General features: G+C 37.2%; 18 protein-coding genes. 13 read left to right on the top strand and 5 right to left on the bottom strand.

Annotation, left to right across the window (positions count from 1 at the left end):
* The first annotated feature begins 34 nt into the window (after nucleotides 1–34).
* The 7 genes from ACL9RH_RS15020 (at nucleotide 35) to ACL9RH_RS14990 (ending at nucleotide 5,467) form a co-directional block, all read left to right on the top strand.
* Nucleotides 35–877 carry a DUF5777 family beta-barrel protein gene (locus ACL9RH_RS15020; RefSeq protein WP_422694179.1) on the top strand — a complete coding sequence of 281 codons (843 nt, stop codon included), beginning with the start codon at nucleotides 35–37 and terminating at the stop codon, nucleotides 875–877.
* Nucleotide 878: 1 nt separating this feature from the next.
* Complete coding sequence (locus ACL9RH_RS15015) at nucleotides 879–1,226, top strand: c-type cytochrome (protein ID WP_422694178.1); 348 nt, start codon at nucleotides 879–881, stop codon at nucleotides 1,224–1,226.
* A 10-nt stretch (nucleotides 1,227–1,236) separates the two neighbouring features.
* Complete coding sequence (locus ACL9RH_RS15010; RefSeq protein ID WP_422694177.1) at nucleotides 1,237–1,782, top strand: YceI family protein; 546 nt, start codon at nucleotides 1,237–1,239, stop codon at nucleotides 1,780–1,782.
* Nucleotides 1,779–2,303 carry an ankyrin repeat domain-containing protein gene (locus ACL9RH_RS15005; protein ID WP_422694176.1) on the top strand — a complete coding sequence of 175 codons (525 nt, stop codon included), beginning with the start codon at nucleotides 1,779–1,781 and terminating at the stop codon, nucleotides 2,301–2,303. The genes ACL9RH_RS15010 and ACL9RH_RS15005 overlap by 4 nt, the downstream gene beginning before the upstream one ends.
* A 1-nt stretch (nucleotide 2,304) precedes the next feature.
* Nucleotides 2,305–3,063 (top strand): T9SS type A sorting domain-containing protein, encoded by a 759-nt coding sequence (locus ACL9RH_RS15000; protein WP_422694175.1) that lies wholly within the window; start codon nucleotides 2,305–2,307, stop codon nucleotides 3,061–3,063.
* 170 nt (nucleotides 3,064–3,233) lie between these two features.
* Nucleotides 3,234–4,079 (top strand): GNAT family N-acetyltransferase, encoded by an 846-nt coding sequence (locus ACL9RH_RS14995; protein WP_422694174.1) that lies wholly within the window; start codon nucleotides 3,234–3,236, stop codon nucleotides 4,077–4,079.
* Between the two features lie 104 nt (nucleotides 4,080–4,183).
* Nucleotides 4,184–5,467 carry an ectonucleotide pyrophosphatase/phosphodiesterase gene (locus ACL9RH_RS14990; protein WP_422694173.1) on the top strand — a complete coding sequence of 428 codons (1,284 nt, stop codon included), beginning with the start codon at nucleotides 4,184–4,186 and terminating at the stop codon, nucleotides 5,465–5,467.
* Between the two features lie 96 nt (nucleotides 5,468–5,563).
* Here the strand turns inward: ACL9RH_RS14990 and ACL9RH_RS14985 are convergent, their stop codons facing one another.
* Entirely contained in the window at nucleotides 5,564–6,442 is an 879-nt protein-coding gene (locus ACL9RH_RS14985; protein WP_422694172.1) for an NAD(P)H-binding protein, read from the bottom strand.
* 81 nt (nucleotides 6,443–6,523) lie between these two features.
* Between ACL9RH_RS14985 and ACL9RH_RS14980 the strand changes: the two genes are divergently transcribed.
* Nucleotides 6,524–6,952, top strand: a complete 429-nt coding sequence (locus ACL9RH_RS14980; RefSeq protein ID WP_422694171.1) for a winged helix-turn-helix transcriptional regulator — start codon at nucleotides 6,524–6,526, stop codon at nucleotides 6,950–6,952.
* Between the two features lie 58 nt (nucleotides 6,953–7,010).
* Here the strand turns inward: ACL9RH_RS14980 and ACL9RH_RS14975 are convergent, their stop codons facing one another.
* Together ACL9RH_RS14975 and ACL9RH_RS14970 are read right to left on the bottom strand one after the other, a co-directional pair.
* Nucleotides 7,011–8,063: an NAD(P)-dependent alcohol dehydrogenase gene (locus ACL9RH_RS14975; protein ID WP_422694170.1), complete on the bottom strand. Its 1,053-nt coding sequence runs from the start codon at nucleotides 8,061–8,063 to the stop codon at nucleotides 7,011–7,013.
* Between the two features lie 31 nt (nucleotides 8,064–8,094).
* Nucleotides 8,095–8,499, bottom strand: coding sequence for a cupin domain-containing protein (locus ACL9RH_RS14970; RefSeq protein ID WP_422694169.1), 405 nt, complete (start codon nucleotides 8,497–8,499; stop codon nucleotides 8,095–8,097).
* 131 nt (nucleotides 8,500–8,630) lie between these two features.
* Between ACL9RH_RS14970 and ACL9RH_RS14965 the strand changes: the two genes are divergently transcribed.
* The 5 genes from ACL9RH_RS14965 (at nucleotide 8,631) to ACL9RH_RS14945 (ending at nucleotide 11,993) form a co-directional block, all read left to right on the top strand.
* Nucleotides 8,631–9,533 (top strand): helix-turn-helix domain-containing protein, encoded by a 903-nt coding sequence (locus ACL9RH_RS14965; RefSeq protein WP_422694168.1) that lies wholly within the window; start codon nucleotides 8,631–8,633, stop codon nucleotides 9,531–9,533.
* 126 nt (nucleotides 9,534–9,659) lie between these two features.
* Nucleotides 9,660–11,024: a carboxylesterase family protein gene (locus tag ACL9RH_RS14960; RefSeq protein WP_422694167.1), complete on the top strand. Its 1,365-nt coding sequence runs from the start codon at nucleotides 9,660–9,662 to the stop codon at nucleotides 11,022–11,024.
* Nucleotides 11,025–11,180: 156 nt separating this feature from the next.
* Nucleotides 11,181–11,441 (top strand): hypothetical protein, encoded by a 261-nt coding sequence (locus ACL9RH_RS14955; RefSeq protein ID WP_422694166.1) that lies wholly within the window; start codon nucleotides 11,181–11,183, stop codon nucleotides 11,439–11,441.
* 60 nt (nucleotides 11,442–11,501) lie between these two features.
* Nucleotides 11,502–11,792, top strand: coding sequence for a hypothetical protein (locus ACL9RH_RS14950; RefSeq protein WP_422694165.1), 291 nt, complete (start codon nucleotides 11,502–11,504; stop codon nucleotides 11,790–11,792).
* A 27-nt stretch (nucleotides 11,793–11,819) separates the two neighbouring features.
* Nucleotides 11,820–11,993, top strand: coding sequence for a hypothetical protein (locus tag ACL9RH_RS14945; RefSeq protein ID WP_422694164.1), 174 nt, complete (start codon nucleotides 11,820–11,822; stop codon nucleotides 11,991–11,993).
* A 62-nt stretch (nucleotides 11,994–12,055) separates the two neighbouring features.
* Here ACL9RH_RS14945 and ACL9RH_RS14940 read toward each other — a convergent pair whose 3' ends face one another.
* Complete coding sequence (locus tag ACL9RH_RS14940; RefSeq protein ID WP_422694163.1) at nucleotides 12,056–13,516, bottom strand: alpha-amylase; 1,461 nt, start codon at nucleotides 13,514–13,516, stop codon at nucleotides 12,056–12,058.
* Nucleotides 13,517–13,573: 57 nt separating this feature from the next.
* Nucleotides 13,574–14,671, bottom strand: a complete 1,098-nt coding sequence (gene dinB / locus ACL9RH_RS14935) for a DNA polymerase IV (RefSeq protein ID WP_422694162.1) — start codon at nucleotides 14,669–14,671, stop codon at nucleotides 13,574–13,576.
* Nucleotides 14,672–14,678 lie beyond the last annotated feature (7 nt).

The following is a 14,678-nucleotide window of genomic DNA, read 5'->3' as shown; positions in this document are numbered from 1 at the left end:
AGTTTGTCATAACAATAATTTAATGGATTAGTTTATGACAAAAACTCTCTTATTTTTGTCGATATTTTCATCAGGTCTCGCCTTTGCACAGGAAGATCTGTTGAAAGATATCGACACTGTAAAAACCACTACAGAAATTTCACAACCCGCCTTTAAAGCACTTCAGATTGCTACAGGCCAATCTACAAAACTTGCCGCCAAAAAAGAATGGTATATTGTTGTGGCCCATAGATTCGGAGATGTAAGTGCAGGATTCAAAGACTTTTTTGGACTTGATCATGCCTCTACCAAATTAGGCGTAATCTATGGACTTACAGATGCCGTATCAGTAAGCCTTTCAAGAGAAACCAATATGAAAACTTTTGAAGGAGGGGTAAAATACCGATTGCTAAGACAAAATGAAAACTTTCCGGTAGATATCGTAGGATACAACGTAATGGGAGCCAATACTGAACTGAGTAAAGATGCTTATCCTTACCTTACGTTCAGCGACAGACTTTCTTATCTTACACAAGCTCTTATTTCAAGACGTTTCAATGATAAGTTATCATTACAGCTAACACCTTCATATGTTCATAAAAATCTTTATGATCCCAATATCGAAAACAAAAACCAGTTTTTAGCAGGATTAGGAGGACGTTACAAGATCTCTAAAAGAATTTCTGTGAATGCAGAATACTTTGTGAATTTTGATAATCACAGTTTCTACAAAAATCCTCTTTCACTAGGACTGGATCTGGAAACGGGAGGACACATTTTCCAGCTTTTATTTACCAATTCCCAGATCAATTCCGATATCGGATATCTTACCAATGCTACAGGAAATTGGGGAAAAGGGCATATTTTCTTTGGGTTTAATCTTTATAGAGTTTTTTAATATGAAAAAGTTAACATTATTATTGGTGGCATCAGCAGCAACTCTATTGATAGCCTGTGAAAGTAGAACCTATGAAGAAATCTCAGACAATACACCTATCACAGTACCTGTGAACTATACCGCAGATATAAAACCTATCATGGATAACAACTGCGCAAGTTGCCATTCGGCTGCAAGCTTTAAGCCATTGGTTACTTACGATCAGGTGAAAAATAATATTGATGGTATTCTAGACCGTATTCAAAGAGCCAACGGAGTTCCCGGTAAAATGCCACAAGGAGGATCTCTGTCTTCAGCACAGATCAATATTTTCATAAAATGGAAAGCAGACGGATTAACTGAAAATTAAAAAAATTGATATGAAAAAATTAGTATTATTAGGCGTATTGGTGTTTTCTGCAGGATATGTTTCCGCACAGAAGTATAGCACAAAAACAGGGAAGCTAAGCTTTGAAGCTTCAGTACCTCTCTTTGATGATATTTATGCTCAGGATGATAACAACATAGTCATCTTAAATGCAGATAATGGTGAAATGGCATCTGTTTCTACAGTGAAGAACTTTCATTTTAAAACAAAATTAATGGAAGAGCACTTCAACGAAAGCTACGCAGAAACAGCGAAGTATCCTAAAACAACATTCAAAGGAAAGGTTGTGAATTTTGATAAAACAAAACTTACTGCAAGCCCTCAGAAATATACCGTTCAGGGTACTCTTAACTTCCATGGAGTAGATAAAGCGGTTTCTTCATCAGCTACAATCTATTCAAAAGACGGTAAAATTTATATGCAGGGAGCTTTCGTGGTAAAACCTGCAGATTATAAAGTTACCATCCCTAAAATGGTCACTAAAAAAGTGGCAGAAAATGTAAATGTTGAATATAACTATACCATGCTGAAACAATGAGAACAGTAATGCTAGTCTTAGGAATCTTCCTGGGCTCATTATTATATGCTCAGGAAAAAGCAAAATCAATCTTTGATATTGCAAGAAGCGGAACGGTTACCGAAGTACAGGATTTGATGAAGCAAAACCCCGATATCATTAATCAGGTTAATGAAAATGGTTTTTCACCCCTCATTTTGGCCTGTTACAGAGGAAATACAGAAGTTGCCAACTTTCTGATAAACCATGTAAAAGATGTCAACTATAAAAGCCGCGAAGGAACAGCATTGGCCGGGCTGGCTGTAAAATACAACAGAGATCTTACAGAAAGTCTTTTAAAGAAAAATGCTGACCCTAATATTGCAGATTCTACAGGATTTACCCCTTTATTTTGGGCTGTAAAATTTGGAAACAAAGAACTGGTACAACTGCTGATACAATATAAAGCAGACAAAACAAAAAAAGATTCAGCGGGAATGACCCCATTTGAATATGCATTGCAAACCAATAACAAGGAAATTATAAATCTTTTAAAAAATTGATATGAAAAAAACTCTACTAACAATTAGTTTAGCCCTGGCAAACCTTGCGTGGGCACAGTTTTCGTCAGGAACGGTAAACTTACCGGCTACATCCATGACGGTAAAATTAGACACTTCTCCTACAGGAGTAACTCTTACGGTGACTGGAGACAGCAACTCGATGTTGGGAATAGGATTTGGCGGTAACGGATCTTCTACGGGAGGAATGGCTCCAGGTAGTGATGGATTTATCTATAATTCTTCGGCTAACAGAGACTATACATTCATCGGAATGACAACCCCTACAGTGGATGCTTCTCAGGATTGGACAGAAACTTCCAATACAGTATCAGGAACCACAAGAACTGTTGTTGCAACAAGATCGCTTTCCGGAGGGGCAGGTGACTTTGCTATTCCTAACGCGGCAGGTACAATCAATATCTTTTATTCAAGAAAAGGATCAGGAACTTCTTTAGGGTATCATGATGCAGGAAGAGGATATGCTGCACTTACTTTGACTGGAACTCTAGCAGTAAATGAAGCTTCTGCAAAGAATACACAGGTATCTGTTTATCCAAATCCGGCAAAAGAAACCGTGAACTTTAAGAATGCTGATAAGATAAAGGTTGTTGATATCTATGATGCTACAGGAAGAAAAGTAAAATCTGTACAAGTGAATGGAGAAAACATCAATGTTCAGGATCTTAGAACAGGAAGTTATTATCTTGAAATTCAGCTTAAAGATGGTAGCACATCTTATGAAAAATTGATTAAAGAATAATTTTTTTTAATACACCTTAAATATTTAGTGATGAATACCTCTGATTTTTCAGGGGTATCATTTTTTCAGAGAAGTCTGTTTCAGGAAGGATGCTTTAAAATTCATATATTTGTGTATATCCTAATTCGTAATAAAAGGCAGTTTCTTAGCCTTATAATTTTTTGCAGACAATGGAATTTAAGACCTTATCCCATATTTCAATAGACGAACTTTTATCAGTTTTCAATCATTCATTTTCAGATTATATTGTTCCTTTTCATCTTACCAAAGAAGTTTTACTCTTAAAGCTCGATTCTGAAAAACTGGATCTGAATATCTCCGTTGGAGCCTTTGAAAATGATCAACTGGTAAGTTTCATCCTTCAGGCAGAAAAAGAGGAAGAAGGTAGAAAAATAATCTATAACGGAGGAACAGGTATCGTTCCGGAATTCAGAGGAAAAGGTCTGGTGAGGAAAATGTATGACTTTATTATTCCTCAATTGAAAGAAAGAAATGCTGAGGTATTGCTTCTCGAAGTTATTCAAGGGAATGAAGGAGCAATTAGAGCATATGAAAACTTAGGTTTTTCCATAGTGAGAAAATTCCTTTGCTTCCATGGTAATATTAATTCAGTAAAAGAAAATAATGAAGTATCTATTCAGGAACTTGAAGATTTTCAATGGGAAAAATTCCGTTCTTTCTGGGATATTGAACCTTCATGGCAGGGAAAAAATTCGATACTTGAAAATATAAAGAAAGACGTATTGAAATTAGGAGCCTTCAAAGACGAAATACTGGTAGGATATATTATTTATCACCCTGTTTCAAAAAAAGTATATCAAATTGCGGTAGACCAGAAATATAGAAATCAGGGAATAGGAACAAAACTTTTTAAAGCGATAAAAGATATCAATCAAAAGCAGCCAATATCTTTCAATAACGTGGATGAAGCTTCTGAAAATACTACAAAATTTCTTGAAAAAACTATTGGATTAAACAATTGGGTGTCTCAGTTCGAAATGAAAAGGGATATTTAATAACGTGTTGGTTGGTAATGGAATAAAAGGTTTTAATATACTTTTAATACAGTAAACTTTTCAGGCCGGAGTATAGAACGTAACTTTGCTGAAAATTTTAAATAATGAAGCGAGGAATACATCTTTTACTGTTACTGATCTCTTTTACAGCTTTTGCACAACAGGTTACTAGTGATACAGCTCAGGTAATTGTTCCAGGCCGTCATAACAGCCCGGAAGCCCAGTCGAAACCTTATGTAATCATGATTTCTACAGACGGTTTTCGATACGATTATGCTAAAAAATATAATGCTGAGAACCTGCTAAAGTTATCCAACAGCGGAGTGCAGGCTAAAGCAATGATTCCAAGTTATCCAAGCATCACATTTCCTAACCACTGGAGTCTGATCACCGGATTATATCCTTCTCATCATGGACTTATCGATAACTTTTTCTACGATTATAAGAAAAAAGAGTCTTATGCGATGAACAGCAAGAAAAATGCAGAAGATGGAAGCTGGTATGGAGGAACACCACTTTGGGCATTGGCTGAAAAGCAAGGTAACGTATCTGCCTCTTTGATGTGGGTAGGCTCTGCAAGTGATGCAGGAGGAATGAGACCTACTTATTATTATCCTTATCACGAAAAATTTACCCCTTCCGAAAAAGTTGGAAAAGTAGTGAATTGGCTAAAGCTGCCTGAAGATAAAAGACCACACTTTATTTCATTATATTTTCCTGAAGTAGACGGAAGCGGACATCACTACGGCCCCGATACTCCGGAAACTGAAACTGCTGTTCATCTGATCGATCAGGCAATAGGAGATTTGGTACAGAAAGTAAATGGATTAGGATTAAAAAATGTTAATTTCGTTTTTGTTTCAGACCACGGAATGATCAAAGTAGATGGTGGAACTCCATTGGAAATTCCGGCTCTTCTTTTTGATAAAAACAGATTCGATTTCTATAATTCTCAGACCTTGTTAAGAGTATATGTTAAAAATCCGGATGAGGTAAAATCGGTGTATAAACAACTTAAAGCTAACAAAACCGAAGATTACGAAGTTTATTTGGATAAAAAGCTTCCTAAATATCTGCATTTTGCAACAAGAGACGATAAGTACAACAGAATAGGACAAATTCTTCTGATGCCAAAAGCACCTAAGATCTTCTTAGAAAAAGGAAAGAAAACTTCAGTAGGAAAACATGGTTACAACCCTAAAGAAGTTCCGGAAATGAAAGCCACATTCTTTGCCTGGGGACCTGAATTTAAAAATAATCTGGTTATTGATGAATTTGCCAATATTAACGTTTATCCTTTAGTTGCCGATATCTTAGGCTTAAAGATAGACCAGCCCATTGATGGGAAATTCAAAGTATTAAAAGGAATACTGAAAGAAGACAAATAATAAAGATTACGATCATATACAACAAGATTCGGCGCACCAAAGGTGCGCCGAATCCCGTTAAAAATGTTATTTCTGGAGCTTTACCTGAAAAGATTATTAAAACTTAGAAGAAAATTCCTTTGCAAAATCTTCCAGTTTAATACTTCCGGCAACAGGTGATCCATGTTCAATGAAATCTTTCTGTACGACTCCTTTTCTCAATCCAAGGCCCATTTCTACATATAACTCAGCCATGTCTTTTGGAAGACCTGCTTGAAGCATGCCATTCAATGAATCCTCATCAGAGAACTCTACCCATGGAAGTTCCGGTTTACTGACAGAAGTCCCTAAAATTTTAGCAAAGTCAGAAGCTTTTCGGAGATCACTTACAATGTATCGTATACTTTTTCCGGTTTCATTTTTCACAAGCTCTTCCGCAGCTGCCTCAGCGATATCTTGGGGATGTACAACCGGAATTTCAGTATTTTCCGGATAATTTCCACCAATGATTCCCGCATTTTGTATCAATGGAATATCGTTAAAAAAATTATTATAAAAATATCCGGCTCTCAAAAAAGTAAAAGAAGTATTTTCTACGTCGCGGTATAGATTTTCAATATGATGAAGACCTTTTATCGGTCCATTTTCTATTGGAGACGCAGCACCAACACTGCTTAGCATAACCGCTCTTTTTACATGAGCATTCTTCAATGCTTCGGCGTAATTTTTTCCTGCCTGTGTCGTATTTTCAACAATATTACTGGCACTGATGGCAGGAGGGGTCATCACAAAAACAGCATCTGCTCCCTCAAAAGTTTTTGTTAAAAAATCTACATCTGTTATAGATCCTATAGCAGCAGTAGCTCCTAAAGCTTCAATATCCTGTTTTCTCGCATCGGTACTGCTGATTACAGTAAGGTGATGACCTACTGAAAGTAATTGTTGAGTTAACGGTTTGGCTACATTTCCTAATGATCCGGTGATTACAATTTTCATAATAAATATTTTTTTATTTCTGACAACAAAGTTATATTTGTACTTACTTTTATACAAGTACTTACCCTAAAGTATGTAAATATGACAGCCATTAAAGAAAGTTCAACCATTCAGGAAAATAAAAAGATTGTACAGGATTGTCCTGTAATGTACGTTATGGAAAGAATTGGAGGATTTTGGAAACCAATCATCCTGTTCAATCTTTCTACCGGAGAAAAAAGATACAGCGAATTGAAAAAGTCGATTCCAGCCGTAACAGAAAAGATGCTGATTCAACATCTGAAGCAGCTGGAAGCCGATGGTTTAATTATCAGAACTGCAAAACCAGTAGTCCCTCCTCATGTAACCTATAAACTGAGTGAAGCAGGAAATGAACTGGCTCCTGTTATTGATGCCATGGCAGCCTGGGCCTTTCACGATATGGAAAGAAATGAAAACAAAGATGCGGAAGGAAACAGATATATGATGAATAATGATCAGAATACTTTTAGCCAGAATCTAAAAAAATAAAAACAGAACCTTCAATCTGAAGGTCCTGTTTCTGTTAATATAATATCTTATAAAAGAATTACAAAGACTCCATATCGATCACGAAACGGTATCTTACATCGCTTTTCAGCATTCTTTCATAGGCTTCATTGATATCCTGCATTTTGATCAGCTCAATTTCTGAAACAATATTGTGCTCACCACAGAAATCCAGCAATTCCTGAGTTTCAGCAATACCTCCGATAACAGAACCTGCCACAGACTTTCTTCCCATAATCATAGGAACTGTATTCAGAATAGGTTCCAAACCTCCTAAATATCCTACAAGAACCAGGGTTCCGTTAATATTTAGTGTAGCAACATACGGATTTACATCATGTACATAAGGAACGGTGTCAATAATCACATCAAATTTTCCTTTTACAGATTCCATCTGTGTATCGTCTGTTGAAATAACAACATGGTCTGCACCTAATTGCTTGGCATCCTCAGTTTTTCCCGGAGTTCTCGAAAATAAAGTGACTTCAGCCCCCAATCCTTTAGCAAGTTTGATGGCCATATGTCCTAGCCCTCCTAATCCAACAACGGCTACTTTAGATCCCGGACCTACGTTCCAGTGTTTTAAAGGAGACCATGTCGTAATACCCGCACAAAGAAGGGGGGCTACTGCTGCAAGATCAAGATTTTCAGGTACTTTTAATACATGGTGAGAATCTACAACCACTTTTTGAGAATATCCTCCAAAAGTATGACCTCCCAAATGCTTGTCTTTGCCATTATAAGTTCCTGTGAAACCGTTCAGACAGTACTGTTCCAAATCGTGCTGGCAGCTGTCGCAATGTCCGCAAGAGTCTACAATACATCCTACTCCCGCAAGATCTCCTACTTTGAACTTCGAAACTTCGCTTCCTACTTTTGTAATTCTCCCTACAATTTCGTGCCCAGGAACTACAGGATACAAAGATCCTCCCCAGTCATTTCTTGCCGTATGAAGATCAGAGTGGCAAACTCCGCAATACAGAATTTCAATCTCAACATCTTTAGCTGTGATCTCTCTTCTTTGAATATTCATTTCTTTCAGGTCCGCTGTCGTGGACTCTGCGCCATAAGCTTTTACTGTAAATGTGCTCATCTTTTTTAGTTTAAGTTTTAATAAGTATGTGTTATAAGTTCTTGTATTCTTCATCCGTTACAGGCTCCAGCCATTCTACGATTCCGTTTTGGGTATTCGTATTAATAGCAAGATGAGTAAACTCACTGTCAGGAGCTGCGCCGTGCCAATGAATTACATGGGGAAGAATATTCACCACATCTCCCGAATGTAAAACTTGTGCAGGCTTCCCTTTCTCCTGATAAAATCCTGTTCCTGAAGTTACAATTAAAATCTGTCCGCCACTATGAGAATGCCAGTTATTTCTGCATCCCGGTTCAAAGGTTACATTTCCAATTTGGCAGTTCAGTTCACTGTCATTGGGCTTTACAATCTGGACCCACGCTATTCCTCCGGAAAAATAATCTGAAGAAGCTTTTTCTCCTTTCGGAAAGATGTTTGAATTAAAAGTTTCCATAACGGTACAAAAGTCGAAACTTTTAAACAAACCCAACTTATACAGATTACCGAATTACTTACCAATTTTACAGACACAATTTCAGTTCTCTGAGAAAGTAGTAATTTTGATTAAGAATTTAAATTCATTCTATGGAAAATCAGGAAGTTGAAATCTATAATAGTGTCTCGGAATACAATAAAATGGCTAATCATGAAACGCTGCATCCGTTGGTAAGCGTCATTGATTTTTCCAAGTCCGATCCCATCTGTCAGTATAAAAGAAAATTCGGATTTTATACCGTTTTTTTGAAAGATGTGATGTGTGGAGATATGTTGTATGGTAAAAACAGCTACGACTATCAGGAAGGAACATTGGTTTTCATTGCTCCCGGACAAACCTATGGAATTTATAATAAAGACAAATTTGTTCAGCCGGCAGGTTTTGCTTTGATTTTTCATCCAGATCTTATAAAAGGAACAAATCTGGGCAAGCACATCAAAGATTATTCATTCTTCTCTTACGAAGTACACGAAGCCTTGCATCTCTCGGAAAAAGAGCGCGAAATTGTTCTCGAATGTTTTAAAAATATCAAACTTGAACTCGAGCAGTCTATTGATAAACATAGTAAATCCCTGATTGTTAATAATATTGAACTTTTTCTAAATTACTGTATGCGTTTCTATGACCGTCAGTTTATTACAAGAGATCATATCAACCAAGGAGTGATTGGAAAATTTGAAAATCTGGTGGATGATTATTTAAAATCTGAAAATCCAAAAAATATAGGATTTCCTATGGTTAACTATTTTGCAGAAAAACTGAATCTTTCAGCCAATTATTTCGGTGATCTGATCAAAAAAGAACTGGGAATCTCCGCTCAGGAATTTATCCACAACAAACTTATTGATATTGCCAAAGAACAGATTCTTGATCAGGCAAAAACAATCAGTGAAATTTCTTATGATTTAGGTTTTAAATATCCACAGCATTTTACAAGACTGTTCAAAACCAAAGTGGGCATTTCTCCGAGTGAGTATAAAATCCTGAACTAAGCTTTTCAACAGTAACAGCACTACATCAATTTGTGATTGCATTTGCGTCATTTGTGTTTAGATTTATTTGTGGAATTTGTGTTTAAATAATTAAATTTAAAGAGAAAAGTTTTCACAGTTTTAAAGATGACACCCAATCAACGAAACACCATTATTTTTGAGACCCGTTTTGGAAAAATCGCAGCATTAAAGGAAAACGGAGTTATCAAAGCAAGAAGTATTAGGTATGCCCATTCTGAAAGGTATCAAAAACCTTTACCTGAAAAACCTTCAGACTCAGAAATTATCACCCCTGCTAAAACTCCTGTTTGCCCACAGAAGCTAAGCCCGCTCGTAGAAAAAATGATTGGTGCAACTCCTGTTGAAAGTTTTGAAGCTGATGAATCTACACAATACCTTTCCATAACCCTCCCTGAGAGCAGAATTGAAAATAAAAAGCTTCCTGTTGTAGTCTGGGTTCACGGAGGTTCTCATGAAATAGGATGTGGAGACTTATCCACAGCAGATCCCGCAGAATGGGTAAAAGAGCAGAACATTATTGTTGTTACCGTTTCTTATCGCCTAGGACTTTTTGGTTTTTTGGGTGGGAATGAAAAAAGACCTGCCAATTTAGGTTTGTTCGACATTATAGAAGCTTTACAGTGGATCAAAAATTATATTGCAGATTTTGGAGGAGATGAAAATAATATTACTCTTTTAGGACAATCTTCAGGAGGAGATGCTATTGCTCACCTTATGATCTCGGATGGAGTAGAAGGCCTTTTCCAACGTCTGATTATCCAGAGTGCACCATTGGGGCTGCGTTATAAAAGGCAGAGAATGTCCGAAGAATTTCTGAAGAAAACCGAATTTTTGAAAGATGAATCAGATGTTCAGAAAATGATGGACTATTATGGAAAACTGGTACCCTCTGTGATCAAATATGGGTTGAAAGCCGCAATGCCTTTCGGTACTCAATATGGTTTTCCTCCTTTGTGTAAAGAAGAAGAATCTTTAGGGAAATGGAAAGAAAATGCTCCTCAATATGATGTACTTATCGGGTTAAATAATGATGAAACTGCTTTCTATCTAAAAACTTCTGAAGCCTTAAATAAATATTTCGGAAAGGGTATAGGTTTGAAAATTCTGGATAAGACGGTGGAAAAATCTACAGAATTCATCTATGGAAAGCCTGCCCGTAAGTTTGCAGAAAATCATGTCAATGGAGGAGGAAATGTTTACCTGTTCAGAATATTTTCCAAATTAAAAGCGAATCACATAGGAGCTTCTCACTGTATTGATCTTCCTTTGATCTTCGGTAATGAATCTGCATGGAAATCATCCGAAATGCTGAAAGATATTCCCTGGAATCGTATTCATGAGAATGGAAAAAAACTAAGAGCTCTTTGGGCTGAGTTCGCCAGAACAGGGAGAATTTCCGATAATTCTGAAATCCCTGAAATTCTGGAGTTGCAAAAAATTGAACGAAGTATTGCAGAAAGTAAGCAGTAGGTCGAAATCTGAAAAGTAAATATAAAGATGGGTTACTTATTTGTTTACGAAGAAATAAGTATATAAGATGAAATTGGTATTGTATTGTTAATGAATTGGTTATTATTTTATTTTTTGTGTATATTTGATTTGCCAAACTTTAAAAATATAATAATTATGAAAACAAAAATTTCTAAGAACCCACTGAGCAGAGATATTCTCAAAAAAATACAGGCAGGTAATATCGATATCTGTACAAATGTATCAGCCAGAGGAGGACAGTGCTTATATCCATATGTTTGTGGCCCTTACGGATGTGAACTTTCCGGAAATAATGGCGGTAATGGTAATTCTGGAGGCACAGGAGGCTGGGGCTCTGGCGGCGGAATTGGCGGTGGTGGAAATACTGGCGGCCCTGATCCCGAGCAAACCGTATAAATAAAGAGTATACTATATACTCATGAATTCTAAAAGCCATTGACCAAAATCCAACATACTATGAATGCAAAATTGAAATGGCATGAGCTGAACAGAGAAACACTCCGTAATTTGCTCGTAGGATCTCCCGGAGAACCGGCTTATTGTTTTTCAGGCGGAGGTCCTGGAGAAGGAGGCTGCAACCCGGGTGACATATGTGAAAACGGACGGTGCATTCCCTATACCCCTTCCGGCGGTGGACCAGGTGGAGGAACAGGAGGGGGCACAACAGGCCCTATACACACCTGCTATTGTGGTACCTATTCTTATGTGACCTCAGATCCGTGTCCAAATAATTGTTTTAGTGATTAAATTATATCAATTCAAAAATACTTTACTATGAAAAATCCAAACACAACATTGAATCAAGGGCGAAAGCTCGATCGTAAAAAACTAATGAATATCAAAGGAGAAGGTCTTAATAGAGATCGGGTATGCTGTACTTCCAACGAAGACGGCTACTGCTGCGAATGGGCAAAAGATATTTGGTATTGCCAATATATTTACTGCTAAAAAAACTCTTTAAAACGTATAAAGCATACATGACTATCATGTATGCTTTTATTATATTAATTCTATTCAGGGATCCAAACACTTACATTACCTGCGGGAACAGGAAAATTTCCCCAGCCGTTTTCATCGATGGTTACTTTGTCTTTGAACCGTTTCAAAAGATCTTTGAATTTTTTACCGGCATAAAGCATTCCCATTTCCATAGGTTTGTTGTAAGAATCTTTATTGCTTAGAACTACGGCACATCCGGCATGTTGCTCATCTCCTTCACGAACCCATCCCAGACAATTAGCGTCCTCAAAATAATCTTTTTGTTCTCCGTAAGCATAATCTTTTCTTGCTTTCAAAAGCTCTTCTATACCATCAATTTTCGGCATGAAAATCTCCTGATCATTACCTTCTTTGTCTTTATCCACATAATGTGCTCCATAAAGATCCGGATAAAAAACACACGGATAGCCGTCCTTTCGCAATAAGATCAAAGCATACGCTATAGGCTTGAACCAAGGCTCAACAGGAGCTTCCAGAGCCTGTAGCGGTTGTGTATCATGATTGGCAACAAGACTTACTGAATGCAAAGGATCGGCTTGGGTAAGGGTTTCTTCAAAAATATTTCTGAGATCATAAGACGCCCCTTCCTTTGAGGCCGTATGGAAATTATTTTGCAAAGAACTGTCAAACAAACTCATGCAACCCTCCGTTACATCAATATACTTTTGAAGCAGATGAAGGTATCCCGGAGCCCAATATTCCCCAACAGCAAAAATATCCTTCCCTGAATTGGAGCGCAAAAGAGTAACCCATTCTTTATAAAAATCAAAAGAGATATGTTTTAAAGCATCCAGCCTTACTCCATCAAAATCAGTCTGGTCAAAATACCATTTCGCCCAGTTGTTGAGTTCTTCCCGAACAAAAGGATTGCGATGCTCAACGTCGTTGTACATGAGATAATCGTAATTGCCTTTTTCATCATCTATCATTTCTTCCCAGTCGTTTCCGTATTCAGACTGTATTTTGTAGATGTGGGAATCCATTCCTTCCGCATAATCCACACCGCTGAAGCAGGTAAAGTTCCACTCAAAATCTGAATATTTTTTTCCTCTTCCGGGAAAGGTGAATTTTGTATAGGATTCTATCTCAATAATGTCAGAGATAACTTTCTCTCTGTTGTTTTCATCTACCTTCACCACTTTGAATTTTTCCAGCTCATCACCACCGGCTTTATGACCCAGAACGATATCAACAATAACCTGTATATTGTGTTTTTTTAAACTGTTGATAGCTTTGAGATATTCTTTTTTAAGACCATACTTGGTAGAAACGGTTCCTTTTTGATCAAACTCTCCCAGATCATAGAGATCATAAGCGTCATATCCTGTAGAATACCCACCATTTGTTCCTTTATAAGCCGGAGGGAACCATATTGAAGTGATTCCTAATTTTGAGAGATATTTGGCCTGTTTTTCGGCTTCTTTCCATAGTTTTCCATCTCCTTCAGAATACCAGTGAAAAAACTGAATCATTGTTGGGTTCATAAATTTTGCTGATTTGATGTATACAATTTAGCAAAAAAATATGATCTACTGATTCTCAAATTCCTCAAACGGGATTTTTAGTTGAACGGAAATTTGCTTTTTTTCCTCTGTATTGAGGTGAGAAAGAGACAATCCCAGCAAACGGACAGCTTTGTCATAAGGGCGAAGCTCCCAAAGTTTTTTCCCCGTATTGAAATACTGCTCGGGATTCGTGAAATATTCTTCTCTCGTGATGCTTCTTGTAAAAAGAGAAAAATCTTTATACTTAATTTTTAAGGTCAAAGTTCTTCCCAGAATATTATTTTTCTGCAGACGCTGATGAAGCTCCTCACTTAGACTTTCCAGTTTTTCATTGATTTGCTGCTCATCAAAAAGATCTTCAAAGAAAGTTCTTTCCACCGCTACACTTTTCTGAATACGATGAGGTTTCACTTCGGAAGTATGAATGCCGCGTACCACATTGTAATAATGTCCTCCGGATTTTCCGAAAATCTTCACGAGTTCTTCCAGTGATCTTTTCTTTAAATCTTTTCCTTTATAAATTCCCAAACTGAACATTTTATTGGCCGTAACTTTTCCTACCCCATAAAACTTTTCAACAGGTAATTCTTCCAGAAAATGTTCTACTTTATCAGGATGAATGGTTTTTTGTCCGTTGGGTTTATTAATATCGGAAGCTACTTTGGCAAGGAATTTATTGACGGATATTCCCGCAGAAGCCGTTAACCCTGTTTGTTCAAATATTTTTTGACGGATCTCTCTTGCGATTTGGTTCGCAGATTCTATTCCTTTTTTATTTTCCGTGACATCCAGATACGCCTCATCCAGGGAAAGAGGCTCTACCAGGTCGGTATATTCATAGAAAATTTCCCGGATCTTTTTAGAGATTTCTTTATATCTGGCAAAGCGGGGAGGAACAAAGATCAGATGAGGGCATCTTTCTTTCGCTGTTTTGCTGGGCATTGCCGAACGAACGCCATATTTTCTTGCTTCATAGCTTGCCGCAGCAACAACTCCGCGGTGTTGGCCTCCTACAGCAATAGGTTTACCTTTCAGTGTTGGATTATCATGCTGTTCCACAGACGCATAAAATGCATCCATATCTACGTGAATAATTTTACGGAGTGGTAACAGAAAATCCATATCACAA

Origin of the sequence: Chryseobacterium sp. Mn2064, assembly GCF_049319685.1 — a bacterium.
GTDB lineage: Bacteria > Bacteroidota > Bacteroidia > Flavobacteriales > Weeksellaceae > Chryseobacterium.
The sequence above is the reverse complement of the archived record's forward strand: the minus strand, read 5'-3'. Positions and strand labels throughout refer to the sequence as shown.